The sequence below is a fragment of the Uliginosibacterium gangwonense DSM 18521 genome (genome assembly GCF_000373965.1).
Lineage (GTDB): Bacteria > Pseudomonadota > Gammaproteobacteria > Burkholderiales > Rhodocyclaceae > Uliginosibacterium > Uliginosibacterium gangwonense.
This window is the reverse complement of the sequence record NZ_KB892866.1, coordinates 69,503-91,540: the sequence shown is the minus strand read 5'-3', so window position 1 is coordinate 91,540 and position 22,038 is coordinate 69,503. Positions and strand designations below refer to the sequence as shown.

Annotated in this window: 23 protein-coding genes; 15 read left to right on the top strand and 8 right to left on the bottom strand. The window is 56.3% G+C overall.

From position 1 onward, the window contains the following. Window positions 1–164 precede the first annotated feature (164 nt). Complete coding sequence (locus tag B145_RS0120560; RefSeq protein WP_018609841.1) at window positions 165–569, top strand: YybH family protein; 405 nt, start codon at window positions 165–167, stop codon at window positions 567–569. Window positions 570–687: 118 nt separating this feature from the next. On the opposite strand, the gene B145_RS0120555 is transcribed toward B145_RS0120560, so the two are convergent. After that, window positions 688–1,458 (bottom strand): spermine/spermidine synthase domain-containing protein, encoded by a 771-nt coding sequence (locus tag B145_RS0120555; RefSeq protein WP_018609840.1) that lies wholly within the window; start codon window positions 1,456–1,458, stop codon window positions 688–690. An 80-nt stretch (window positions 1,459–1,538) separates the two neighbouring features. Here B145_RS0120555 and B145_RS0120550 point away from each other — a divergent pair, with 80 nt between their 5' ends. Then, complete coding sequence (locus tag B145_RS0120550; protein ID WP_018609839.1) at window positions 1,539–2,039, top strand: YbaK/prolyl-tRNA synthetase associated domain-containing protein; 501 nt, start codon at window positions 1,539–1,541, stop codon at window positions 2,037–2,039. A gap of 6 nt (window positions 2,040–2,045) precedes the next feature. Here B145_RS0120550 and B145_RS0120545 read toward each other — a convergent pair whose 3' ends face one another. Continuing rightward, entirely contained in the window at window positions 2,046–3,308 is a 1,263-nt protein-coding gene (locus tag B145_RS0120545; protein ID WP_026259338.1) for an Hsp70 family protein, read from the bottom strand. A 154-nt stretch (window positions 3,309–3,462) separates the two neighbouring features. Between B145_RS0120545 and B145_RS0120540 the strand changes: the two genes are divergently transcribed. The 3 genes from B145_RS0120540 (at window position 3,463) to aceB (ending at window position 6,560) form a co-directional block, all read left to right on the top strand. Beyond that, on the top strand, window positions 3,463–4,152 hold the full coding sequence (locus tag B145_RS0120540; RefSeq protein WP_018609837.1) for a hypothetical protein: 690 nt from the start codon (window positions 3,463–3,465) through the stop codon (window positions 4,150–4,152). Window positions 4,153–4,180: 28 nt separating this feature from the next. Then, window positions 4,181–4,756, top strand: coding sequence for a GNAT family N-acetyltransferase (locus B145_RS0120535; protein WP_018609836.1), 576 nt, complete (start codon window positions 4,181–4,183; stop codon window positions 4,754–4,756). Between the two features lie 202 nt (window positions 4,757–4,958). Further along, window positions 4,959–6,560: a malate synthase A gene (gene aceB / locus B145_RS0120530; RefSeq protein WP_018609835.1), complete on the top strand. Its 1,602-nt coding sequence runs from the start codon at window positions 4,959–4,961 to the stop codon at window positions 6,558–6,560. Between the two features lie 155 nt (window positions 6,561–6,715). Here aceB and B145_RS0120525 read toward each other — a convergent pair whose 3' ends face one another. Next, complete coding sequence (locus B145_RS0120525; RefSeq protein WP_018609834.1) at window positions 6,716–7,435, bottom strand: hypothetical protein; 720 nt, start codon at window positions 7,433–7,435, stop codon at window positions 6,716–6,718. Window positions 7,436–7,817: 382 nt separating this feature from the next. Here B145_RS0120525 and B145_RS0120520 point away from each other — a divergent pair, with 382 nt between their 5' ends. From B145_RS0120520 to nifS, 5 genes are all read left to right on the top strand, one after another. Beyond that, complete coding sequence (locus B145_RS0120520; protein ID WP_018609833.1) at window positions 7,818–8,282, top strand: low molecular weight protein-tyrosine-phosphatase; 465 nt, start codon at window positions 7,818–7,820, stop codon at window positions 8,280–8,282. A 483-nt stretch (window positions 8,283–8,765) separates the two neighbouring features. Further along, entirely contained in the window at window positions 8,766–9,071 is a 306-nt protein-coding gene (locus B145_RS0120510; protein ID WP_018609831.1) for a hypothetical protein, read from the top strand. A 197-nt stretch (window positions 9,072–9,268) separates the two neighbouring features. After that, the gene (locus B145_RS0120505) at window positions 9,269–10,147 is read left to right on the top strand and encodes an alpha/beta hydrolase (protein ID WP_018609830.1); all 879 of its coding nucleotides are present in this window, start codon (window positions 9,269–9,271) and stop codon (window positions 10,145–10,147) included. A gap of 554 nt (window positions 10,148–10,701) precedes the next feature. After that, window positions 10,702–11,595 (top strand): Fe-S cluster assembly protein NifU, encoded by an 894-nt coding sequence (nifU, locus tag B145_RS0120495; RefSeq protein ID WP_018609828.1) that lies wholly within the window; start codon window positions 10,702–10,704, stop codon window positions 11,593–11,595. A 52-nt stretch (window positions 11,596–11,647) separates the two neighbouring features. After that, complete coding sequence (gene nifS / locus B145_RS0120490) at window positions 11,648–12,853, top strand: cysteine desulfurase NifS (protein ID WP_018609827.1); 1,206 nt, start codon at window positions 11,648–11,650, stop codon at window positions 12,851–12,853. A 128-nt stretch (window positions 12,854–12,981) separates the two neighbouring features. Here the strand turns inward: nifS and B145_RS0120485 are convergent, their stop codons facing one another. After that, window positions 12,982–13,440, bottom strand: coding sequence for a MarR family winged helix-turn-helix transcriptional regulator (locus B145_RS0120485; RefSeq protein WP_033407863.1), 459 nt, complete (start codon window positions 13,438–13,440; stop codon window positions 12,982–12,984). 64 nt (window positions 13,441–13,504) lie between these two features. Here B145_RS0120485 and B145_RS0120480 point away from each other — a divergent pair, with 64 nt between their 5' ends. Further along, window positions 13,505–14,686 carry an aminotransferase-like domain-containing protein gene (locus B145_RS0120480; protein WP_018609825.1) on the top strand — a complete coding sequence of 394 codons (1,182 nt, stop codon included), beginning with the start codon at window positions 13,505–13,507 and terminating at the stop codon, window positions 14,684–14,686. 57 nt (window positions 14,687–14,743) lie between these two features. Here B145_RS0120480 and B145_RS0120475 read toward each other — a convergent pair whose 3' ends face one another. The 4 genes from B145_RS0120475 to B145_RS0120460 form a co-directional block, all read right to left on the bottom strand. Further along, window positions 14,744–15,400 carry a DUF799 domain-containing protein gene (locus tag B145_RS0120475; protein WP_083917835.1) on the bottom strand — a complete coding sequence of 219 codons (657 nt, stop codon included), beginning with the start codon at window positions 15,398–15,400 and terminating at the stop codon, window positions 14,744–14,746. A 15-nt stretch (window positions 15,401–15,415) separates the two neighbouring features. Further along, complete coding sequence (locus tag B145_RS0120470; RefSeq protein ID WP_018609823.1) at window positions 15,416–15,769, bottom strand: DUF4810 domain-containing protein; 354 nt, start codon at window positions 15,767–15,769, stop codon at window positions 15,416–15,418. Window positions 15,770–15,800: 31 nt separating this feature from the next. Then, complete coding sequence (locus tag B145_RS0120465; protein ID WP_051082635.1) at window positions 15,801–16,472, bottom strand: CsgG/HfaB family protein; 672 nt, start codon at window positions 16,470–16,472, stop codon at window positions 15,801–15,803. Between the two features lie 105 nt (window positions 16,473–16,577). Next, window positions 16,578–17,639, bottom strand: coding sequence for a patatin-like phospholipase family protein (locus B145_RS0120460; RefSeq protein WP_018609821.1), 1,062 nt, complete (start codon window positions 17,637–17,639; stop codon window positions 16,578–16,580). A 182-nt stretch (window positions 17,640–17,821) separates the two neighbouring features. Between B145_RS0120460 and nudC the strand changes: the two genes are divergently transcribed. The 4 genes from nudC to B145_RS0120440 all read left to right on the top strand — a co-directional run bounded on the left by nudC (window position 17,822) and on the right by B145_RS0120440 (window position 21,982). Beyond that, the gene (gene nudC, locus B145_RS0120455; protein ID WP_018609820.1) at window positions 17,822–18,685 is read left to right on the top strand and encodes an NAD(+) diphosphatase; all 864 of its coding nucleotides are present in this window, start codon (window positions 17,822–17,824) and stop codon (window positions 18,683–18,685) included. A gap of 108 nt (window positions 18,686–18,793) precedes the next feature. Next, window positions 18,794–19,783 (top strand): TRAP transporter substrate-binding protein DctP, encoded by a 990-nt coding sequence (gene dctP, locus B145_RS0120450; protein ID WP_157288554.1) that lies wholly within the window; start codon window positions 18,794–18,796, stop codon window positions 19,781–19,783. Window positions 19,784–19,983: 200 nt separating this feature from the next. Continuing rightward, a complete protein-coding gene (locus B145_RS27795; RefSeq protein ID WP_018609818.1) occupies window positions 19,984–20,823 on the top strand; it encodes a hypothetical protein in 840 nt (279 codons plus the stop codon). A gap of 391 nt (window positions 20,824–21,214) precedes the next feature. Further along, window positions 21,215–21,982 carry an ABC transporter substrate-binding protein gene (locus B145_RS0120440; protein ID WP_018609817.1) on the top strand — a complete coding sequence of 256 codons (768 nt, stop codon included), beginning with the start codon at window positions 21,215–21,217 and terminating at the stop codon, window positions 21,980–21,982. Window positions 21,983–22,038: the final 56 nt, after the last annotated feature.

The window sequence follows — 22,038 nt, the reverse complement described above, 5'->3', positions numbered from 1 at the left end:
TTTTTTATGTCAATCGCCTGGAGCCCTGCATTGCAATGCAGCCTGCCGACACATTTGATCGGCCAGTTTGAACAAGCTCGGGGTTCGGTGCGGGCCATGCCTGCAAACGGTCATGCTGCCATATGGCATAATCCCCACATTGACCCCACCATCAGGAGCCCCACATGAATACCAATCAGCACGAAGACGAAATTCTGGCCCTTGAAAAAGCCGCCATGCAGCGCTGGTGCCAGGGCGACCCTTCGGGCTTTCTGGAAATCTGCGCGCCGGACGTGGTGTACTTCGACCCCTTCCTCGCCCGGCGCATGGACGGCTTGGCGGCGCTGACGGACTATTATGAGGCCTTGCGTGGCAAGATCAGCGCCGCGCACTTTGAGTTCCTCGACCCCAAAGTCCAATACATCGGGGATGCCGCCGTGCTGAGCTACAATTTCAAATCCTGGGGTGGCAGCGAGAATGCCTTGCGCTGGAACTGTACCGAGGTGTTCCAGCGCATCGCAGGGCAATGGCGCATCATCCAGACCCACTGGTCTTTTACCGAGGTGGGGCAAAAGTTGATGGCAGGCTGATCTGGGGAAGCTGAAACAAAATGGAGTGCAACGGTTCTGGCTAGGCGCGCCGACGCAGACAGCACCGGTAGTACGGCAAGGCGGCGCAACAACGCCAGAACCATTGTGTTACGGCTTCCTAAAGTTTGAGCACTCCGCCGGGCAGCGTATTGGCTTGCTCAAGACGTGTCACGGTGGGGCGCAAATCCAGGCCAGTGGCCGCTTTCAGCGCAGTAGCACGCATACGTAGATCAGCAATGCTGGCCTCGATAGGATCCCCCTTGGCCGCAAAGGCCACCACGTTGCCACTGTCGCAAGACGGAAAAGCCATGGCCCTGTGCTCAAAAGCGTTGCCCAGGCGCTTGAGCGAAGGCTCATACTTGCGTGAGCGCCCGAACATGTTGGCGCTGAGAATGCCCCGCTCGCTNAGGCGCTCACGACAGCTCTGGTAGAAAGGCTCGCTATCGAGCAGGCCCACTTTGGCATTCTTGTCGTAGCCATCCACCAGGATATAGTCATATATGCCTGCATCCTGACGCATGAATTCGACGCCATCGGCTATCTCCACGTGTAGCCGCGCATCATCCGGGGGGAGCTTGAAATATTGCCGCGCCATGGCCCATACAGCAGGATTGATCTCCACCACGGTCACCTGCGCATGTGGCAGTTTCCAGTAGCAGAATTTGGTAAGTGACCCGGCCCCCAGGCCCACGAGCAGAATGCGCGCAGGCCACGCCGGCCCCGCGTTCCAGCCCTCATGCATAAGTAGCCCCGCCATCATCTCCCGCGTGTAGGCCAGTTCCAGATCCACCGGGCGGCGGATGCGCATGGCCCCCTGAACCCATTCCGAGCCAAAATGCAGGTAGCGAACGCCGGATTCTTCGCTGATATCAATAGGTGTAGAAGTCATGGGGGCGATTGTCGGTGTTGTCGGGGTGAAGGACAAGGGGGGCGGATGAGTGCTTTATCGGCACATGATGGCGGCGCATAATGTGGCGGATTCACGCTACAAAGTTCTTCATCATGTTTGAACAGTTGCTCGCTCTGCTGCAAAACCAGAATGCCCGCTTCAGGGTGATTCCCCATCCACCCGAAGGCAAATCCGAACTCGTGGCACAAATCCGAGGCACCTTGCCCGGGCAGGGCGCCAAGGCCATGCTGTGCAAAAACAGAGAAGGCGCCGACCAACTCTATCTGGCCGTTTTATCCGGGGACCGCAAACTGGATTTCAAAAAACTCGCCCAGGCGGTGCAGATCAGGAAAGCCACGCTCGCCTCGCCCGAGGAGGCCATGCAGGCAACCAGCTGCGTCATCGGCGCGATTCCGCCGTTCAGCTTCTCCCCTCGCATCACGCTGGTGGTAGATCCTGATCTGGTAGAGCAGTACGACGAAATCGCCTTCAATGCCGGGCGACTGGATCACTCCATGGTGCTCAACGCGCAGGATTACGTGCGCATCGCCCAACCGCTGATCAGCCCGCTATGCGCCTGATCTGGCTCAACCATAGCGCCGAGCGGCTTCCAGCGCCAAGCCTGCGCCAATGCTACCAAACAGATCGCCTTCACAGACGCGGGCCTGCGGCAACAAGGCCGAGATGGCTTCGCGCAACTGGGTGACGCCACTGCCGCCACCGGTGAAGAACAGGGTATCAACCGCCGTATCCGCCACGCCCGCCTGTGCCAACAGATCGGCCACGGTGCGGGCGGTGCGCTCGATCAGTTCCCGGCTTGCACTGGCAAAGGTTTCCTGGCTGATCGTGGTACGCAGGCCGGGTAGCATATCCTCCAGCGCAAGCTCCACCTCTTCCACTTCAGACAGCGCGATCTTGGCCTCCTCCACCTGCAAAGCCAGCCAATGCCCGGCACGCTGATCAATCAGGCGGGAGAGGTGATCAAGTTTTTCCCGCTCCACACTCATCCGGTAGAGTTGCTGGAAATCCGCCCAAGCCGGGCGTGTGTATGCCAGGGGAATCGTATGCCAAGTGGCGAGCTGGAAGAACAGCTGCGAAGGCAGTGCTGCCCCTTGTGCGGTACGGCTGCCATAACCCAACAAGGGCATGGCGGCGGCCAGATTCAGGGCACGGTCAAAGTCTGTACCGCCAATGTGCACGCCCCCGTTGGCAAGCAGATCGTCCCGCCGATCATCGCGCATGGCGCGCTCGGGGGACAGGCGCACCAAAGAAAAGTCCGCCGTACCGCCGCCAATATCGGCGATTAGGACGAGTTCTTCACGCTGAATGCTGCGTTCGTAGTAATAAGCGGCACCAATCGGCTCGAACTGGAAACTGACTTCGCGGAACCCCACCGCCTGCGCAATCTCAGCCAAAGTTTGTTCTGCCAACCGGTCCGCTTCCGGTTTGCCGTCGACAAAGAAAACCGGCCGCCCGAACACCGCATGGTCCAGCGGGCGCCCTGCCGCCAGCTCGGCGCGGCGCTTGAGCTCAGCAATAAAGGTCTTGAGCAGATCGCGGAAAGACAGGGCCCGCCCAGCCACCTCGGTATAGGCATCGATCAGGCTGGAACCCAGCAGACTTTTGAGTGCGCGCACCAGGCGGCCCTCGTAGCCTTCCAGATACTGCGCCATGGCATCCCGCCCAAAGTGGGTGCTGTCTTCATCGGCGTTAAAGAACACAGCAGAAGGCAGCGTCAGCTTACCGGCCTCCAGCGCCAGCAGAATCTCGTTGCCAGGGCGAACAAGGCCCACGGTGGAATTGGAAGTGCCGAAATCCACGCCACAGGCACGCGCAGGTGTTGCTCTCATCAAGCGGTCTCGCAGCAAAAAGGGACGGATAATACCCGTTCCCCACGCAAAAAGAATGCCTTGCAGCGTGAAATCTTGAGCCATCTGCAAGGTATGGCATGATTGCCACATGCGCGTGTACCACGCCATTTGAGCCATAAACGCCGGAGCCACCATGGGATTTCGCTTTGAAATACTCCTTACTGTGGGGCTGGGGCTGTCTCTTCCCGCCCAGGCAGAAAACAACCAATGGGTCGTCCTGCACGCCGTCACAGCACCTCTGCCTGATCGTAATGAAATGATCCAGATTCAGTTGCTGGAAGATCAGACGGAAAGCCTTGATCCCGATGCGCGGGTCGGCAATATTGGTGCGCCCGCCAATCCACGGCCTCGCAAAGTCAGAATCACGCTGGACGATAAGCCCAATCCCCCCGGAGGACGCATCTGGGAATTCCAAGCCCCCAGCCTCACCTATCCAGACGACCCATGTACCGTGGTGCTCGGGCCGGAACTGGCAGTCAAACGCAATATCGTCACCGTGTCATTCGACTATCAGTTCGCCTGTGGCGCAGGCGCTTCCACCATTGTGACGCACCGTTTTGCGGTCAAAGGCCAGACCCTTTCACTCCGTACCCTCAGGTTCTATTCCGCCTCAAGAGATGGAGTTGGCACAACCCTCATTGATTTTCGCAAAGGGAGCATGACCCGATCATTTGACCGGCCGGAAGACACCAGCCCCGGAAAACCGATCAGGCGCAGATTTGCACCTTATAAGGCTGCCATCAATCCCCAGTCCTTTTTGCAATGCCCATTCCCGGTCAATATCGGCAAGGTGCCAAGCTGTTCAGACAAAAAGCAACCCTAAGCGCCAGCACACCATCAACAATCCAGTCATGAGTCACTTTCCTGCCCTTGAAACAGATCGTCTGTTATTGCGTGAAATCGTCATATCGGATGCCAAAGAAATTTTATCCCTCCACAGTAACAAACAGGCTATGCGCTGGTATGGCTCTGATCCCATCCTCAACATTGAACAAGCAGAGAACCTCATAGAAACTGCTGCCAGTTGGCGTCAGATGCCAAACCCTGGCACACGCTGGGCCCTTCAGAGCAAAGAAGATGGCCGACTCCTGGGGTCTTGCTTCCTTTTTAAATGGAACCGGGGATGGAATAGTTGTTCCATCGGATTTGAGCTTGCGGCATTTGCCTGGGGCAACGGACTCATGACAGAGGCCCTGTCCGCCATTTTGGCCTGGGGTTTCAGGCATATGGAACTCAACAGGATCGAGGCTTTGGTTCATCCTGAAAATGCAGCCTCAATTCAACTTTTGGGAAAGCAAGGATTTATCCAAGAAGGGCATTTACACGAAGCAGGTTTCTGGCTTGGGGAATACCATGACCTGCTTATTTTTTCATTGCTGCGCAAAAACGGTACAGCCAGCCCAAACAACACACCCTTTCAGCCTTGAGCCAGACTTTGCCGCCAGCGTAAATACCGAAAGCGGCATACACTTCATCTGCTTTCCCTGATAAAGGCCCCCTTTTTGGGCAATACGCTTCGCACAGACCGGTGCGCGCGTTACACTGCGCTGCAGCATCACTATATGATTGGGGTTCATGTAAACCCCGACGCAGACCACGTCCAACCCATTTTCTTCAGGAGAGAGATTCATGTCGCTGAACCTTCCTGCGGGCATTGAGATCAATGCCCCGATCCATCCCGGTTTTGAGCAGATTCTGAGCACCGAGGCGCTGGCCCTGGTTGCCCGTCTGCATCGTGCGTTCGAGCCGCAACGCAAAGCGCTGCTCGCCGCCCGGGTCGCCCGGCAGGCGCGGATCGACGCAGGCGAGATGCCGGATTTTCTGCCCGACACCCAATTCATCCGCGATGGCCAATGGCACATCGCCCCCTTGCCCAAGGCACTGGAATGCCGCCGCACGGAGATTACCGGGCCGGTAGAGCGCAAGATGATCATCAACGCGCTCAACTCCGGGGCGGACTCCTACATGACGGACTTTGAGGATTCCAACTCGCCGAACTGGTTCAACCAGATCCAGGGCCAGATCAACCTGTTTGACGCCATTCGCCGCACCATCAGCTTCAAGAACGAAGCAGGCAAGGAATACCGCCTCAACGACAAGACCGCCACCCTGCAGGTGCGCCCGCGTGGCTGGCATCTGGATGAAAAGCATGTGCGCGTGGATGGTCAGCGCGTATCCGGTGGCATCTTCGATTTTGCGCTGTTCATGTTCCACAACGCCAAGGAGCAGATCGCACGCGGCGCTGGCCCCTTCTTCTACCTGCCGAAGATGGAAAGCCATCTGGAAGCCCGCCTGTGGAATGACATCTTCTGCATGGCGCAAGATGAACTCGGCCTGCCACGCGGTACCATCAAAGCCACCGTGCTGATCGAAACGATCCTCGCCGCCTTCGAGATGGAAGAAATCCTCTTCGAGCTGCGCGAACACAGCGCCGGGCTCAACGCCGGGCGTTGGGACTACATCTTCTCCTGCATCAAGAAGTTCAAGAGCAACAAGGATTTCTGCCTCGCCAACCGGGGCAGCATCACCATGACGGTGCCCTTCATGCGCTCCTACGCGCTGTCTCTGGTCAAGGCCTGCCACAAGCGCGGTGCCCCGGCGATTGGCGGCATGGCAGCACTCATCCCCATCAAGAACGACCCTGCGGCCAACGAAAAGGCGCTGGCTGGCGTGCGGGCCGACAAGACCCGTGATGCGACCGATGGCTTCGACGGCGGCTGGGTAGCCCACCCCGGGCTGGTGCCGATTGCGCATGAAGAATTCGTCAAAGTGCTGGGGGATCGCCCCAACCAGTGGGACAAACAGCGCCCGGACGTGAACTTCACCGCTGCCGATCTGCTCAACTTCCAGCCCGAGCAACCGATCACCGAGGCGGGCCTGCGCAACAACATCAACGTTGGCATCCATTACCTCGGCTCCTGGCTCGCAGGCAATGGCTGTGTGCCGATCCACAACCTGATGGAAGACGCGGCCACGGCGGAAATCAGCCGCTCCCAAGTGTGGCAATGGGTACGCTCACCCAAGGGCGTGCTGGACGATGGCCGCAAGGTCGACGCTGCACTCGTGCGCGGGCTGATCCCTGAAGAATTGGCCAAGGTGAAAGCCACCGTCATTGCACAGGGCGAAGATACCGCGAGCTACGACCAAGCCGCCGGCATATTCGAACAGATGTCCTTGTCAGAAGAGTATCCCGAATTCCTGACGCTGCCCCTGTACGAAGCCATGGCTTGATGCTTTAAGCATCATTCAAACGCAATCGCCCATCCCACCTTCGCGTGGCATGGGCGAGTTTTTATGTTGCCCCCTACTCCACGGACCAGACTTCAATCGTGGAATTGAACGCTTGCGCCTTTATTGATTGCGCGTAGATTCGCTGGAATGATAGGCTATCCCCTCCCATTGATTGTCAAAGGAGTTCCAGTCAATTTGGATAGAAGGTAATCGGTGCTCAAAAGGGCAGTTGCTCTGCATAACAAAAAGAACACTTTCAGCACTTTTAGGTAGTTGTCGAAGTTGGTTGTATCAAAGGTAAGTGTTTGAACCTTATCAACTGACGAAATGAGGCAAAACTCAATTCTCGCCGGGTCACGTTCCAGTTTCACGCGAAACGCGGGCTTTTCAAAAGGGTCTGATCTACACCATTCTTGCTCAGCGTGGGATGCCAGCATGAATATGTATCCCTCAATCGAGTACACGAAACCCGAAGCGAGATCAAAGTACGCTTCCAATTCGCTTAATTTCGGAACAGCATACTCGTGCTCCATCTTGTTTCGAATACGATTGAGCTTATCGAGGGAGCGCGGAGAAATTAGGCCAACGTTTGACACGAATTCGAGTTTCTTCGGGAAGCTCTTTACATGTTTTGTAAGGCCAAGGATGTGAATAAGGGTATCCATTTCACATTCTGTTGCACGCTTCAGATTGGATACGCAGCCGATACGAGACGAAGTTGTATCCTTTGACAGATCCTGCTCTGCGAACTCAAGGTAGTCAAAAGGCATCAGTTCGAAATCAGGGAAATCAAACAAAAGACCAGCGCCGCTTGAATGGGTGAGCTTATCGATATTCGCGATAAGGTAGTCGATAAGGGATTCGTAATCAGGCATTGGGGCTCCTTTTTATAGGAAACAGATTTGCTGCATAACATCGGCAAGTGCCCCCTAACACGGCATGACCGACCAGAGAGGATTAGCTTTCGCAGGATTATGCTATACATACAACCTGCTTTAACAGAATCGGCAAAAACATCACTCTTCAGATTTCAGTTTTAGCACACCAAACGGCTGCTTTGTAGTAAGTCTGAGCATCCGTTCGTGGCAGAGCTCTATCTATTTATTCTGCATCAAAATCTTGCGGGTTGTCACCGTCTGCGATCCCAAAATCTATCACCCCGAAGACAGGTCGCCCGCAGAAGGGGTCAGGCTCACCTGCGTTCGTGCTAAATGCTGATTTATACTTGCCAAGCTGTCATTTTCCAGTTTTTTCGCCATGCAACGCATCCTATTCGTGTGTACAGGTAACATTTGCCGCTCGCCCACGGCAGACGGGTTGGCTCGTGAGCTTGCGGCCAAGCAGGGGCTGGGGCATTTGTTTGAGTTCGATTCGGCAGGCACGCATGCCTACCATACCGGCGAGGCGCCGGATGAGCGCGCCCAGCGTGCTGCTCGCAGGCGGGGTTACGATCTGTCCCGGCTTCGCGCCCGCCCGATTCAGGACGCCGATTTCGCGCACTTTGATCTCATCCTGGCTATGGACAAGGGGCACCTGGTCTGGCTCAAGCGTCGTTGCCCGACCGAGCACCATGGCAAACTGGATCTATTCCTGAACTATTCCACACTGTGGGCAGGGGAAGATGTGCCAGACCCCTACTATGGTGAATCTGCCGACTTTGAACGGGTGCTGGACATGTGTGAAGAAGCCCTTGGCCGCCTGATTGCATCCCACCACTCCTGATCTGATGAACGAGTTGCGGCGTTGTAAGCCCCGCACCGCATAGATACCCTCCTGCCTGTAGCATCCATCGCGTTTCAACGCCTGCTTTCGATCATCTGATCTCTCCTCAATCAGCACGGGCTATGGCCTGCGGTCGCATCCGGGCGCACAGCCCTATTCGCCATCAAAAAAAGCTATTCGCTCGATTTAAACAAATGATAGGCCTTCAAAAAAGCCTCAAAACCCTTGTGGCGCATGGATCTGCCTTCATTTTCAGGGTCTGGCTTACATTGCATTAACGTTTTTCTCCCCAATTTGTCTTGACATCTTCCTCCCAATACATAAAATATAACCGTACCGTTCAGTTTAGAAAAGATTCTGATCGGTAGCAGATAAGGTGCATCAACACTTGGCTGCAAAGACAAATAAGGCATGCAGACCCGCGTGGGGGCTGTGGGCCGATACCCCTCCCCCTGTACCACGCTAGAAATATGGAGCTTTATCATGAGAACTTCCTTCCTCCTCTCCGCCGTACTGGCTACTTTGCTTGCTTCTGGCGCCGCCATGGCTGCTGACACCACCCGCGCCAGCACCGCCACCATGGGCAATCCGTATCCTGTTGCCCAAGAGCGCTCGCTGGAAACCTTCCCGGCACAGCATGGCGACACCACGCGTGCCAGCACAGCCACCCTGGGCAACCCTTACCCCGTCGCCCAAACCAATGTGGCTGAAACTTTCTCTGCCCGCCATGGTGACACCACCGTAGCCAGCACGGCCACGCTGGGCAATCCCTACCCGGTGCAAAACTGAAATGGCGCGGCGCAGCGTGTTTGCGCCGTGCTTGAATGGGTACCCTCCGGGGCGATGCCTGAGCGGTTCGGCAGGCAAGCCCCGGATTTTTTGTGTGCGCCCGCGAAGCCCTTCGCCCGATATCATTTCTGCATAGTCTTGGCTCGAATCGATTGAGCTGTGATAGATTGCTCAGATCGCATTGGCTCACCTCCCTCATGTCCATTTTTTCCACAGCCTGGCGCATTCGTACCAACTATGCAGGATGCTGCATCTGGTTGGCATTATCTTTTGTATGTCTGCCGCTCATGGGCTGTGTGGAAAAAGCGTTCTACTACCCGGATCAACTTGCATACGGCAGCCCGGCTGATCAGGGTTTGCCGTTTGAGACCGTGAGTTTCCAGAGCAAGGATGGCACTTTGCTCTCCGGCTGGTTTGTGCCCGCACAAGGCTTTAGCCGCCCACAGGATGCCAAAGGCACGGTGATCCATTTTCATGGCAATGCCGAGAACATGAGTTCTCACTGGCTCCTTGTTTCATGGCTGCCACAACGAGGGTTCAACGTCTTTGTCTTTGATTACCGGGGCTACGGCCAATCACACGGTTCGCCCGAGCCCAAAGGCGTATTTGAAGATGCCAATAGCGCCATTGATTACGTGCGCCAGCGCCCAGATATCGATCCACTGCGCCTGCTGGTTTTTGGCCAAAGCCTGGGGGGCACCAATGCGATTGCAGCGGTCGGCGCCGGTAACCGCTCCGGGGTCAAGGCAGTCGCCATCGAAGCAACTTTCTATTCCTATTCCACGATTGCCAATCAGACGCTCCCCGGCGCGGGCTTGCTGGTCAGTGACCAGTACAGTGCAGAACGCTACATTGCCAAGCTTGCGCCGATCCCTCTGCTCTTGTTGCATGGCACGGCTGACGAAGTGATTCCGTACGATCACGCCAAGATGCTGTTGCAACAGGCCCAGCCCCCCAAGACGCTGATTACAGTACCCGGTGGTGGTCATATCGAGGCCATGACGGCCCGCTTTGGCACCACCTACCAGGACGCCCTGGTGCGTTTTTTTGAGGCAGCGCTTGCCGACCAGCCCTGACTACTTGAGCGCACATTCCCCTGCCAGACTGGGCACCGCAGGCCAGTAGTGGCAAGGCACCTTTGGGGAGGCGGGGGAAACTTTTTCTTCCGCAATCTCCTTACCACCTGCTGGTGCAAGGCGCAGAGGCCCAAGGCGGAAATTCCAGGTATGGATCACCGGGGAAGCCAATTCCCCGCCTATACGAACCCAGGTTCAGCTCCTCCCCCGGGCTGGCAATATCAGCCTCCTCGGCATTGGTCAGAATTGCGATCTCCGCACGGATGGAGCCCTGTACATAAGCTGGCGTAGTGCCAAACTCCACAACCTTGCACGTCAAGATTCCCCCGCACAAAAAACCATCCCAAAACTCGGTTCCCACGCGGGTTACCTCCAGGTTTGCGCCAAATTTCACACGCTTTTGTAAGGTTTGCCCGCGCTTGTGGGTTTTGTGACAGCAATCACTCGGCAAAATGCGACAAACCGCATATTTATCATCAACTTGCAAACTTCCATCCACATGGCACATGGCTTGCAGCACACAAGCCATCACCCGCTTCAACAGGAGCCACGTCATGTGGGACTATACCGAAAAAGTCAAAGAACACTTCTTCAACCCCCGCAACGCCGGCCCGCTGGCCGATGCCAATGCAATAGGCGATGTGGGTTCGATCCAGTGTGGGGATGCACTGCGCCTGATGCTGAAGGTGGAACCGACAACCGAAGTAATTCTGGACGCCAGCTTCCAAACCTTTGGCTGCGGCTCGGCCATTGCCTCCAGCTCTGCGCTCACCGAGATCGTCAAGGGCAAGACCCTGGATGAGGCGCTCAAGATCAGCAACCAGGACATCGCAGCCTTCCTCGATGGCCTGCCACCAGAAAAAATGCACTGCTCGGTGATGGGGCGTGAAGCCTTGCAGGCCGCCATTGCCAATTACCGGGGCGAGAGCTGGAAGGATGACCACGAAGAAGGCCAGATGGTGTGCAAGTGCTATGCCGTGGACTCCGCCCTGATCAAGGACGTGGTACAGAGCAACGGGCTGACCTCCGTGGAGCAGGTCACCCATTACACCAAGGCGGGCGGGGCATGTTGCTCATGTCATGAGCAGATCGAGGAAATCCTCGTCGAGGTCAACACCGCTCGCTGCGAAGCCCCTGCCATCGAAAAGAAGGAGCCAGGACCTGTCGCCGAAGCCGAACCTGCATCGAAGCCCAAGCTGACCAATCTGCAACGTATGCGCAAGATCGAAGAGATCATCGAATCCATCCGCCCCATGTTACTGCGGGACCACGGCGACATCGAAATCGTGGATATCGTGGGCAAGAACATCTACGTCAATCTCAAAGGTGCCTGCATGGGCTGCGCATTGGAAGCCGCCACGCTGGGCTCGATCCAGCAGAAACTCTTTGAAGACCTGGGCGAATACGTCCGCCTGCTGCCCGCCAGCCAGCTCGAAATGGCTCGCTAAAAATGGCACGTTGAATCAAAACATTGCCCCTGCCCCCTAGGAGAGCCTTGCCATGACCCCCATCTATCTCGATAACAACGCTACAACCCCCTGCGACCCCGCCGTGGTTGCCGCCATGCTGCCATACTTTACCGAGCAGTTTGGCAACGCCTCTTCCATCCACAGCTTCGGCAACCAGGTCGGGCTGGGCATCAAGGCGGCACGCCAGCAGATCCAGGCTTTGCTGGGCGCAGAGCATGATTCCGAGATCATATTCACTTCAGGCGGCACGGAGTCTGACAACACCGCTATTTTATCGGCGCTCAAGGCTTTCCCCGAGCGTAACCAGATCATTACCACCGTGGTGGAGCACCCTGCCATCCTCGCCCTGTGTGAGCGGCTGGAAAAAGAAGGCTTTGTTGTACACAAGCTGCGCGTGGATGGCCGTGGGCGGCTGGATCTGGATGAATACCGCGCACTGCTCAATGATCGCGTCGCCATTGTGTCGGCCATGTGGGCCAACAATGAAACCGGCACAATCTTCCCTGTGGAGGAGATGGCCGAGATCGCCCACGCCCATGGCATACTGTTCCATACCGATGCGGTGCAGGCCGTTGGCAAGATTCCCGTTGACCTGAAGCGCAGCCAGATCGACATGCTCTCACTCTCCGGCCACAAACTGCACGCTCCCAAGGGAATCGGTGTGCTCTATCTGCGCCGGGGCACGCGTTTTCGCAATCTGATGCGTGGCGGGCAGCAGGAACGGGGGCGCCGCCCTGGCACAGAAAATTCCCCTGGCATCATCGGCCTGGGCAAGGCTGCAGAACTCGCGATGCAACACATCGATACTGAAAACAGTGATGTGCGCTATCTGCGTGACAAGCTCGAACGCGGCATTCTGGCCAAAGTGCCCCGCGCCTACCCCACGGGCGACCTGAACAACCGCCTGCCCAATACCAGCAGCATAGCCTTTGAATTTGTGGAAGGCGAAGGCATCCTGCTGCTGCTCAACAAGCTGGGGATTGCCGCTTCATCCGGCTCGGCCTGTACGTCCGGCTCACTGGAACCCTCACATGTGATGCGTGCCATGGGCATCCCCTACACTGCGGCGCATGGCACGATCCGCTTTTCTCTCTCACGCTACAACACGCTGGAGGAAGTCGAGCGGGTGATTGCCGCCGTGCCGCCCATCATCGAGCAGTTGCGCAAGATTTCGCCGTACTGGAACGAAGCGACCAACGCTCCGGCAGAGAAGGCGTTTGCCCCGGCATACGCCTAGAAGCCGTAACAAAATGATTCTGGCGTTGTTACGCCGCCTTGCCGTACTGCTTGTACTGTCTGCATCGGCGCGCCTAGCCAGAACCGTTGCACTTCATTTTGTTACAGCTTCTCAGAGCCTGTTCCAAACTAAACGTTTTTCGGCCTCGTCTGCCCGGCCAACTCTTCCATCACCCGGCGCCACGCGCTCTCCGCCCCCTCGCCCTGGCTGGCAAAGGCCTGTGCGAGGGTTTGCCTTTGGGTCTGTGACAGACGCGCTTCCAGTGCCGCGCCTTCCGGCGTCAGGCTCAGGCAGCGTGCGCGTCGATCCTGGGCGTCGATATCCACCACCACCAATCCCGCGTCCTGCAACTGGCGCAGCGGCGCATGCACGGCCTGTTTGCTGATCCCGAGTGTGGCCAGCAGATCACTGACCCGTTGCCCAGGGCGGCGCGCTACAAAGTACAGGATGCGGTGATGCAGGCGCGCCAGCCCGCGCTCGGCCAGAATTTCGTCCGGGCGTGCCGTAAAGGCGCGAAATGCGTAGAAGAACAGCTCAATCGCTGCAAACATCTCTTGATCACGCACAGAATTATTTTGGTCAACCATATTGACTTTATTAAAGAGGATTGCCATATTAAGTCAATATACTTGACCAATATAAAGGCGCTCCATGGATACCGATCAGCCGCGACTCTCTACCCGTGTTTCACGTTTGAAGTCTTCACTGGTGCGCGACATCCTGGCCGCCGCCACCCAACCTGGGGTGATCTCCTTTGCCGGTGGCCTGCCTGCAGCCGACCTGATGCCCGCCTTCCCTCTGGAGACGATTGCCAGCCCAGCACTCTACCAGTATGGATGCAGCGAGGGGGAGCCTGCATTTCGCAAAGCCGTGGCAAACTGGATCGGAGAAACCGGATTCGATGTCAGCCCGTCGCAGGTACTGGCGCTGGCGGGCTCACAGCAAGGCTTGGATTTTGCTGCCAAGCTGCTGATTGATTCAGGCACCCCCATGCTCACCGAAGCCCCCACCTATGTGGCGGCCCTGCAGGTGTTTGAATTGTTTGGCGCCGATATCCAGACTGTAGAGCTGACCCCGCATGGCCCCGATCTGGCCCATCTGGAAACGATGTTGGAAAAACACCGCCCAAGCTGCATCTATCTGGTGCCCTGCTTCCAGAATCCCAGTGGCGCCTGCTATACGCCGGAAATGCGCACGGCGGTGGCCGAGTTGCTCGACCGCTACCGGGTCACGGTGATCGAAGATGAGCCTTACCGCAGCGTGGCACTGGATGTGGCCCACCCAATGCTGCCGATCTGTGCCCAGCTGCGCCACTCGGACTGGATTTACCTGGGCAGCTTCTCCAAAATCCTGTGGCCGGGTTGCCGGATTGGTTATCTCGCCGCCAGCCCCCGTCTGATGCCACATCTGGTGCGCCTGAAGCAGGCGGCCGACCTGCACACCCAGCGCCCAGCTCAGGCAGCCGTGGCGCATTGGCTCAACAGTGGGCAAAAGGAGGCCGACCTGCAAAACCTGCGCGATGGCTACCGCATCCGGCGCGACGCCATGCAGGCGGCATTGACGCGCCACTTTGGCGAACTGGCCGAGTGGGAAATGCCACGTGGCGGCCTGTTCTTCTGGCTGCGCCTGCGCGAGCATCGCGCCACCTGCGCCGACCTGGATCGTGCCTTAGCGCAGAATGTTGCCTTCATGCCCGGTGAAGCCTTCTACCCCGGCCAGCGCCAGGGGCAACAGACCTTGCGCCTGAACTATAGCTGCGCCACGCCGCAAGATATGGAAATCGGCCTGGCACGCCTAGCTGCCTGCCTGACAGAAGAAACCTGCACGGCATAAAACAAACGGGGCATTGAATTCCTTCAATGCCCCGCTTCCCCAAACGCAAGTTCAGATTTAATCCGTGCCGTATTTAGGAGAATAGGGGCCATACAACAAACCGCCTGCACGGCCCGCATACAACAACCGCACACTCGCCCGGTCAGCCATGTCATGCCCGTGATCTGCCAGATTGTGAACAATCTGATTCACCGCAGCAGACACCAGCATGCCGATCAGCCCACCATTATTGTTGCTGTTTTCCGCACTGGATGCGAATGAACTCCCCTGCCAGAGGGTGCCTCCTGTACGAAGATCAACCAACTTCGCACTCAACCTGACTTCAACCACGCTATCAAGCACCCGATAGCTCGTTCCATACTTTGTCACCGACATATACAAGGCGGCATCAGCACCAAAGATTTCCCGGAGCTTGGCAATTGACAAGGCCTGTGCATCTTCGGCCACGGTAATGCCATTCTGCTTGAAGGTCTCGCTGGTCAAGGTAACAGGCATCACATAGTAGCCAGACTCTGCCAAGGGCAAGGTCGACACAGACATCACGCTATAACCCGCTGCCACATCGGGCGACAGATTCGCCGGAGGCATAATCAGAATAGAACGCGGGCGACTCTGCTTGTACGCCGAGTAATCAACTTCAACAGGTTTGGTCGCACAAGCACTTAACAATGCAATAGCCGCCACACAAACACCAAGGCGCCGCAATCGTTTCACGAGTTATTCCCCTTTTTATTTCTGATATTTTTTGAGCAAGAAATCCATGTATGCACCAGACTCAGGGAAAAGCGCCTTTTCCGCCTGAAACTCTGCAACCGCCTTGCTGTCATTACCGGTTTGCGCATACAACAACCCTAAATGCGCATGCACTCCAGGTGGAACACGATTCCCAGCCGATTTAATTTTTTCCTGGTCTTCTTCAAGCACAGTAATCTGCTGTTCTGGACTCTGCCCCTTAAAATATTCATAGACTTGAGGCTGATAGTGTTCCCACTGATAGATTGGCTCCGGGCCACTTGCACATCCTGTTACGAGCATTGCTCCCAACAGCAAGGCCATTAGGCCCGCTTTCTTAACCATTTCCATATCTCTTCAATCCCTACGGAATGAGTATTTATTATTTAACCGGCTTCCAGGCTCCTGAATCCATCGCAGCCGCCAATTTGTCGACAGCCTCTCGAATTGAGAGGTCAAGCACCTTACCGTTCAAAGTAGCGTCATAACTGGCAGTACCGCCAAAACCGACCACCTCACGATTAGAGAGACTGTATTCACCGGCCCCCTGAACGGAATAGACGACTTCTGAAGTGTCAATATCCACAACATTAAGCGTGACTTTAGAATAAGCAACCTGAGTCTTCCCTCGTCCCAAAATACCGAACAATTGCTGATNGCCAACCTCTTTGCGGCCAAATTCAGTCACGTCACCCGTAATGATGTAGTCCGCCCCTTTAAGATTCTGGTTTTTTTGTTTGATACCGGCCTCTTGCTTGGTCTCTGCCATGTTATCCCGATCCAATACACTAAACCGGTTGGTTTGCTGCAAATGGGATATCAAAACAGTTTTAGCCTGGCTGCCCAGACGATCCACGCCGTCAGAGAACAAACCCCGCATAAATGACGAACGATTGTCGAATTTTCCAATTGCAATTGGAGAACGATGGCCCGAATACGGACGACTGGCGGCATTGACTGTTTCAACTACCACAGATCGGGAAGCCTCCGTTGCGCATCCGGCCACCCCAAAAGCCACTAACAACACATAAAAAATTTTGATAGACGTTTTCATACAGCCTCTGCTTCTAAAGTATTAACCACATTGTGTCGGGCATTCGATACTAAATGAATACAGCCTATCATGCACAACTATAAATGGCTGAAGCAACCACTTCCCTTATTTTGAGAGCTTAGTTTCCACAAACGTCTGAGCCGTTTGATAGCCGATGTCGTAGAGACGCGTCAGGTTGGAGCGCGACCAGTCAAACACATCAGGCATATCCTCAGCAGGAATGTTCTCAAGCAGCGGCACACGCAATACGTGGTCCTTGAGCTTGGGGTAATTGGGCAGGTGGGTGGCCTCGAAGATTTTCAGGTCATCCCGGGCGATTTCCACCAGCGGGGTGATGATGGACATGACCCATGCATCGTAGAGGTCGCGCGGAGCCCGCAGTAACTTGTCCGCCCCCAGGATGTCAAACACTACGATCTGTTCCAGATTCGGGTGAAGGGTCAGCAGGTCGTGGAAGTTGAGGCAGTCAATTGAAGCGCCCTCAATATACCAATCCTCCCCAACCTGCGTGGGCGGATAAAGAAAAGGAAAGGATAGCGAAGCCTGCAAATGTAAAGGAGTAATGATGTCCTTGCTGAAATTCTCGATTTTCTTGCGCGTGAGGTTGAAGGCATTGACGTAAAACGCGGGGGAAATGCCTGCAATTGCGGCGAAATCAATCACCTCCTCGGCAAACGGAACATGCGCGCAGAGCCCCAGCGATTTGGCGTTGAGGTCGCTCGGGCAGGTGCTGGCAACGGCCAGTCCTACCGAATCCTTGAACAATTGGGAAACAGGGTCTTTCGCCTGCCAGCCTTGCACGGCTTTCCAGAACGGATTGAAACCCAAGGCACTGCGGTAGAGATCAGCCATGATGCCGGGTTTGTTGAAGACCTTGAAGTTGACGGGGAATTTGTCATAGAGCGGATCGGCCACCCCCATTTCGATCAGTGACTCCATGGCCTGCCGGGGCGTGCCGCTCTTGGGTGCGCAGTACATCAAGCCCAGCAAGGCCCCTGCCCCCGCCGTGGAAATCACATCAAAGCTCACGCCCTTTTCATCAAACGCTGCCAGCGCTCCGGCCATCAAGGTGGCATTGGGTGCGCCCCCGCTGATGATCAGTGCAGTCTTGGCCGGGTCTGCGCTGGTGGTCTCTACGTGGGTGGGTTTCTTTGCTCGGCTTGCCATGGCGACACTCCAATCTCATGATAAGTGAATCATTCTCCCCTACCAGGGGCAATGCCTCCATAGCATGATTGGGCAGGCATGGCCGGGTTGCCAAAGCTCAAGATGCTCGCTTTGCCTGGAAACCTGGCGCATTTTGGGGTAGCGTTGATAGCCTGCTCACTATGCCTACGCATCATCCGTCTATGTGGCCCGCTGATTTTGTTCCTTACTTTGTCCCGCTCAAGCACGAAAACGCTTCCGTCCTCAACTTTGCCTTTATTGATGATGGCCTGCTACTCAGGGAAGATAATTCCCTGCCGCAAGCACACGAACTACCCGCACAAGCCCGTGCAGCATTCGCCTTTGGCATGCATGGCCGGCATGAATGCCATGCATATGGCTGGTCACACACCCAGGCCGTGCCAAGCCACCTCAAGGTCGTGGGCCTACGAGATGTCTTCAGCCTGTTGCCGGCAGAGTTCTGGGGCATGGCGGCCCGTGCCCGCCAGATGCTGCGCTGGGACCTGGCCTCACGATACTGTGGTGCCTGTGGCACCCCCACCGAAGCCTTGAATGGCGAACCCGCCAAGGAGTGCCCCGCCTGCAAGACGCGGGATTACCCCCGCATCACCCCGGCGGTGATGGCCCTGGTGCGTCGTGGAGATGAGATCCTACTGGCCCGCTCGCCCCATTTCCGCCCCGGCATGTACAGTGCGCTGGCGGGGTTCATCGAGGCAGGGGAGACCGTGGAGGACTGCCTGCACCGTGAAGTGTTCGAGGAATCCGGCATCCGCATCAAGAATCTGCGCTGGTTTGCCAGCCAGCCCTGGCCCTTCCCTTATTCGCTGATGCTGGCCTTCCATGCGGACTATGCAGGCGGAGAAATCACCCCGCAGCCCGGAGAGATCGAAGATGCAGGCTGGTACAGGATTGATAATCTGCCCGGATTACCTGCGCCGGTGAGTATTGCCTCTCGCCTGATCGAAGACGGAATCAGGCAGATCCGCGAGGGAAGCTCGGTTCAGGGGCAAACGCTCCCGTTTGATCAATACAACAACCAGCTATAGATATACACCTGGATTTATAACATTTTGTAAATACAGTGAATTGTGGCAATGGGGAAAACCCGATGAGCGCATACCATGTCCCTCAAATACGAAAAGGGGAGCACATTCATGTCGTTTTTAAGTCGCAGTTTTTTCTTGGCACTTGGTTTGGTCATCACCCTGGGGGCAGGCCCCGCCGCCCAGGCAGCAGAAATCAAGGGTTGGGTGCGTGAGACCGCTGAATACCCACAACATCAGGGTCTGATTTCGTTCTTTGAACACCTCAAGACGAACTCCAACGGTAAATATCAGGGCTTGGTCTTGTGTTGTGACGCGCTGGGCAACCAACCCACCGTCGTACCCAAGTTCAAAAAAGGCGAAGTAGACATTGCGCTGTTCACTGTATCGGCCCTGGCCGATGCCGTACCGGAAGCGGGGGTACTGGGCCTGCCTTTCCTGTTCCGCAGCCCTGACCACATGATGCAGGCGCTCGAAGGGGACGTTGGCAAGGAAATCCAGCGCATGCTGGCGGCCAAGAACTATATTGTGCTGGCCTGGTACGACGGCGGATCGCGCTCTTTCTACTCCCGCAACCGCCTGCTGCAATATGCCTCAGACTTCAAGGGACAAAAAATCCGTGTACCCAATCGCCCCGAACTGATTGGCATGACCACGGCTCTGGGTGGCGTCACCTCTCTGCTGGAGTACAACAAGCTACCCGATGCGCTCAAGAAGGGCGAGCTGGACATTGCCGAAAATGACCTGACCTCCTATTACATCTCTGAGCACTACAAAGTGGCGCCGTACTACACTTTCAGCCACCATGTGGTGCAACCGGTTGCCGTGCTGGTGTCCAGTCAGCTGTGGAGCAAGCTCAGCGAAGCGGACAAGGCACTCTTCCGCCAGTCTGCGCAGGAGTCCGCCGTCCAAGCCAAGAAAATCCGTGCCGAACAGGATGCTGAACTCAAAACCAAGCTACAAAAGCTGGGCGTCAAGTTCGGGGAATTCAAAAGCAGCGCAACCGTCATCTCCGGCATGAAGGAGATTTATGCGCCCTTGCTGGTCAGCCAGAAATCAACCGATCTGATGATGCGCATCATGGCCACGCCTTCCAAGTAGCAGCCTCATGCGGTCGCTCACTAGACAAAACGTAATTTTTTGGCTGCGGCACGTTAATTCACACTTTTCCACAGCATTTTTTGCGACAGACGGCGAGCAAACCCCGATAATTGGCGAAAAAGGATCATCTTTTTATAATCATTCAAACTATATAACGGGCATGAGCTGATGCACTAGGCTTGCCGACAAGAGTCAACACCATGGACGCGCGTTACCGGATTGTATTCAAGGGCCAAATCCATGAAGGCTATGATTTGGCACTGGTCAAAAAACTCGTTGCATTCCGCCTGAATGCTTCGGCAACGCAGATTGAGCGCTTGTTTACCGGGCGCAAGGTCATTGTCAAGGCGGACCTGAGCGAGCGCATTGCCAACCGCTACGTTGGCGAACTCTCCAAGCTGGGCATGGTCGCATGGGCCGAGCCAGAACGCAAAAAAACGCCCCCAAAGCAGGCGCCTCAACCCCCTGCCGCCACAGAGCCGGAATTTGACCCCCTCATCACCTGCGTCAATGCCCTGCAAACAAGACACCAAAATAGTGCATTACCCTGCGAAGAAAGCACCACAGCGCAGCATGATGATTTTGATCCCCAAAAAACAACACTGAATCTCGGCGCGGCCGAAGCGCTGCTAAACCAGATGGGGCTCAGCCTGTCCGCCAACCATCAAGTCGTAGAAATGGACACGCAAACAGCGCACGTTGAGAACCCGCCGGTATTCAACAGCACACCACCGTCCCCGCCAATTCCGGTAGAAGCGCCTGCGCAGGTTTCAACCGACACGCCCCCTGCCGAGCAGGCGGCGCCCATCGCAGCGCCTGCCTCTGACGCACAAGTGCATTGCCCGCATTGCGGCACGAACATTTCTCAACTCATGGTCGAGCGCGATTGCCAACCGGCGCAAAACCTCCACGTCTTCCCGCTGACAGCGGCACAGGATGAGGAAACGATCAAGGCACCTGCACACTCCACGCCTTTGCAGAGTGCCTGGCGCTGGTTGCGCGCACGCTCACGCAGCGGCATCCCCTCCAAGCTCAGCTAGACGGGAAACCCGCTGAAAGGGTATGCAGAGCATGCCGTCTGGCGCATAATCTGCCCCTTTCATACCAAGGCTTACTCAAGCCTATGCTTGCAGCGCCCTGGTGTGAGTCGCCTTTTCATAGTAGGCATCATTATTGCTAAGTTTCACGGGTGAAAAAAGCCTCTGAGCGGGTTCGTGTCAAGTGGGCACGAGCACACTGAGTCAGGCTGGCAGTCGTGTATGGGGCACGTTTTCTGCCGTCCATCCAGCAGGCCGGATTTTGGATTTGCAGCAGCACAACAATTAAAGAACTGTTTGATCTCTTGATCTTTTTTGCCCGGGTACTCCAGCTTAATATACGCCCTTTGCCTAGCAGGGCATCCAACAACATCCTCTTGGGAGAAACAACTCCATGCGTCTGATTTCCTCTATCGCTCTTGCCCTCGGATTGGTTTGTGCCGCCAGTGGTGTCCAGGCTCGGGACTGGGCCACGATCAAGCAATCTGGCACGATTGTCGCAGCCAGCGAAGGCGCCTACCCCCCGTTCAATTACTTTCAGGGGCCGAAGCTGACCGGGTATGAAATCGACGTGATGGATGCAGTGGCCAAAAAGCTGGGCCTGAAGGTTGACTGGCGCGCCCTGAGTTTTGACGCGCTGATCTCCAGCATCCGCCAAGACCGTTTCGACGTGGCCATCGCCAGCCACGGGATTACCGAAGAACGTCAAAAGTCGGTGGACTTCACCAATCCCCACTACTGTTCCGGCGGCCAGATCGTAAGCAAGGCCGGTGGCCCGCTGAAGCTCGCCGACCTGCACGGCAAGACCGTTGGCGTACAGCTGGCCACCACCTATGCCGACGCAGCGCAGAAGATTGCTGGCGTCAAGGAAGTGAAGACCTACCCGAAAGACACCGATGCACTGCAAGCCCTGATGGGTGGCCGGATTGATGCCTGGGTGTCTGACCGCTTCGTGGCCAAGACCGCCATCGCCAAAAACACTTCCCAAGGGCTGAAGGCTGGCGACATGGTGTTCGTTGAACGCGACGCGATGATTCTGCGCAAGGGCAACACCGAGTTGCGCGAACAGCTCAACCACGCTCTGGCCGAATTGAAAGCAGACGGTACTTTGAAGGCCATTTCGGAAAAGTATCTCCAAGAAGACATCACCTGTAGCAACTAAGCGTCTTCTTTCTACCCTGTAGTACACCTCGGGCACGCCCATTGCGGCGTGCCCCT

Excerpts from the sequence above, each read along its gene's own strand:
- B145_RS0120560 (WP_018609841.1), top strand. The coding sequence starts at position 165 with ATGAATACCAATCAGCACGAAGACGAAATTCTGGCCCTTGAAAAAGCC.
- B145_RS0120550 (WP_018609839.1), top strand. The coding sequence starts at position 1,539 with ATGTGGCGGATTCACGCTACAAAGTTCTTCATCATGTTTGAACAGTTG.
- B145_RS0120545 (WP_026259338.1), bottom strand. The coding sequence starts at position 3,308 with ATGAGAGCAACACCTGCGCGTGCCTGTGGCGTGGATTTCGGCACTTCC.
- B145_RS0120540 (WP_018609837.1), top strand. The coding sequence starts at position 3,463 with ATGGGATTTCGCTTTGAAATACTCCTTACTGTGGGGCTGGGGCTGTCT.
- B145_RS0120535 (WP_018609836.1), top strand. The coding sequence starts at position 4,181 with ATGAGTCACTTTCCTGCCCTTGAAACAGATCGTCTGTTATTGCGTGAA.
- aceB (WP_018609835.1), top strand. The coding sequence starts at position 4,959 with ATGTCGCTGAACCTTCCTGCGGGCATTGAGATCAATGCCCCGATCCAT.
- B145_RS0120525 (WP_018609834.1), bottom strand. The coding sequence starts at position 7,435 with ATGCCTGATTACGAATCCCTTATCGACTACCTTATCGCGAATATCGAT.
- B145_RS0120520 (WP_018609833.1), top strand. The coding sequence starts at position 7,818 with ATGCAACGCATCCTATTCGTGTGTACAGGTAACATTTGCCGCTCGCCC.
- B145_RS0120510 (WP_018609831.1), top strand. The coding sequence starts at position 8,766 with ATGAGAACTTCCTTCCTCCTCTCCGCCGTACTGGCTACTTTGCTTGCT.
- B145_RS0120505 (WP_018609830.1), top strand. The coding sequence starts at position 9,269 with ATGTCCATTTTTTCCACAGCCTGGCGCATTCGTACCAACTATGCAGGA.
- nifU (WP_018609828.1), top strand. The coding sequence starts at position 10,702 with ATGTGGGACTATACCGAAAAAGTCAAAGAACACTTCTTCAACCCCCGC.
- nifS (WP_018609827.1), top strand. The coding sequence starts at position 11,648 with ATGACCCCCATCTATCTCGATAACAACGCTACAACCCCCTGCGACCCC.
- B145_RS0120485 (WP_033407863.1), bottom strand. The coding sequence starts at position 13,440 with ATGGTTGACCAAAATAATTCTGTGCGTGATCAAGAGATGTTTGCAGCG.
- B145_RS0120480 (WP_018609825.1), top strand. The coding sequence starts at position 13,505 with ATGGATACCGATCAGCCGCGACTCTCTACCCGTGTTTCACGTTTGAAG.
- B145_RS0120470 (WP_018609823.1), bottom strand. The coding sequence starts at position 15,769 with ATGGAAATGGTTAAGAAAGCGGGCCTAATGGCCTTGCTGTTGGGAGCA.
- B145_RS0120460 (WP_018609821.1), bottom strand. The coding sequence starts at position 17,639 with ATGGCAAGCCGAGCAAAGAAACCCACCCACGTAGAGACCACCAGCGCA.
- nudC (WP_018609820.1), top strand. The coding sequence starts at position 17,822 with ATGTGGCCCGCTGATTTTGTTCCTTACTTTGTCCCGCTCAAGCACGAA.
- dctP (WP_157288554.1), top strand. The coding sequence starts at position 18,794 with ATGTCGTTTTTAAGTCGCAGTTTTTTCTTGGCACTTGGTTTGGTCATC.
- B145_RS27795 (WP_018609818.1), top strand. The coding sequence starts at position 19,984 with ATGGACGCGCGTTACCGGATTGTATTCAAGGGCCAAATCCATGAAGGC.
- B145_RS0120440 (WP_018609817.1), top strand. The coding sequence starts at position 21,215 with ATGCGTCTGATTTCCTCTATCGCTCTTGCCCTCGGATTGGTTTGTGCC.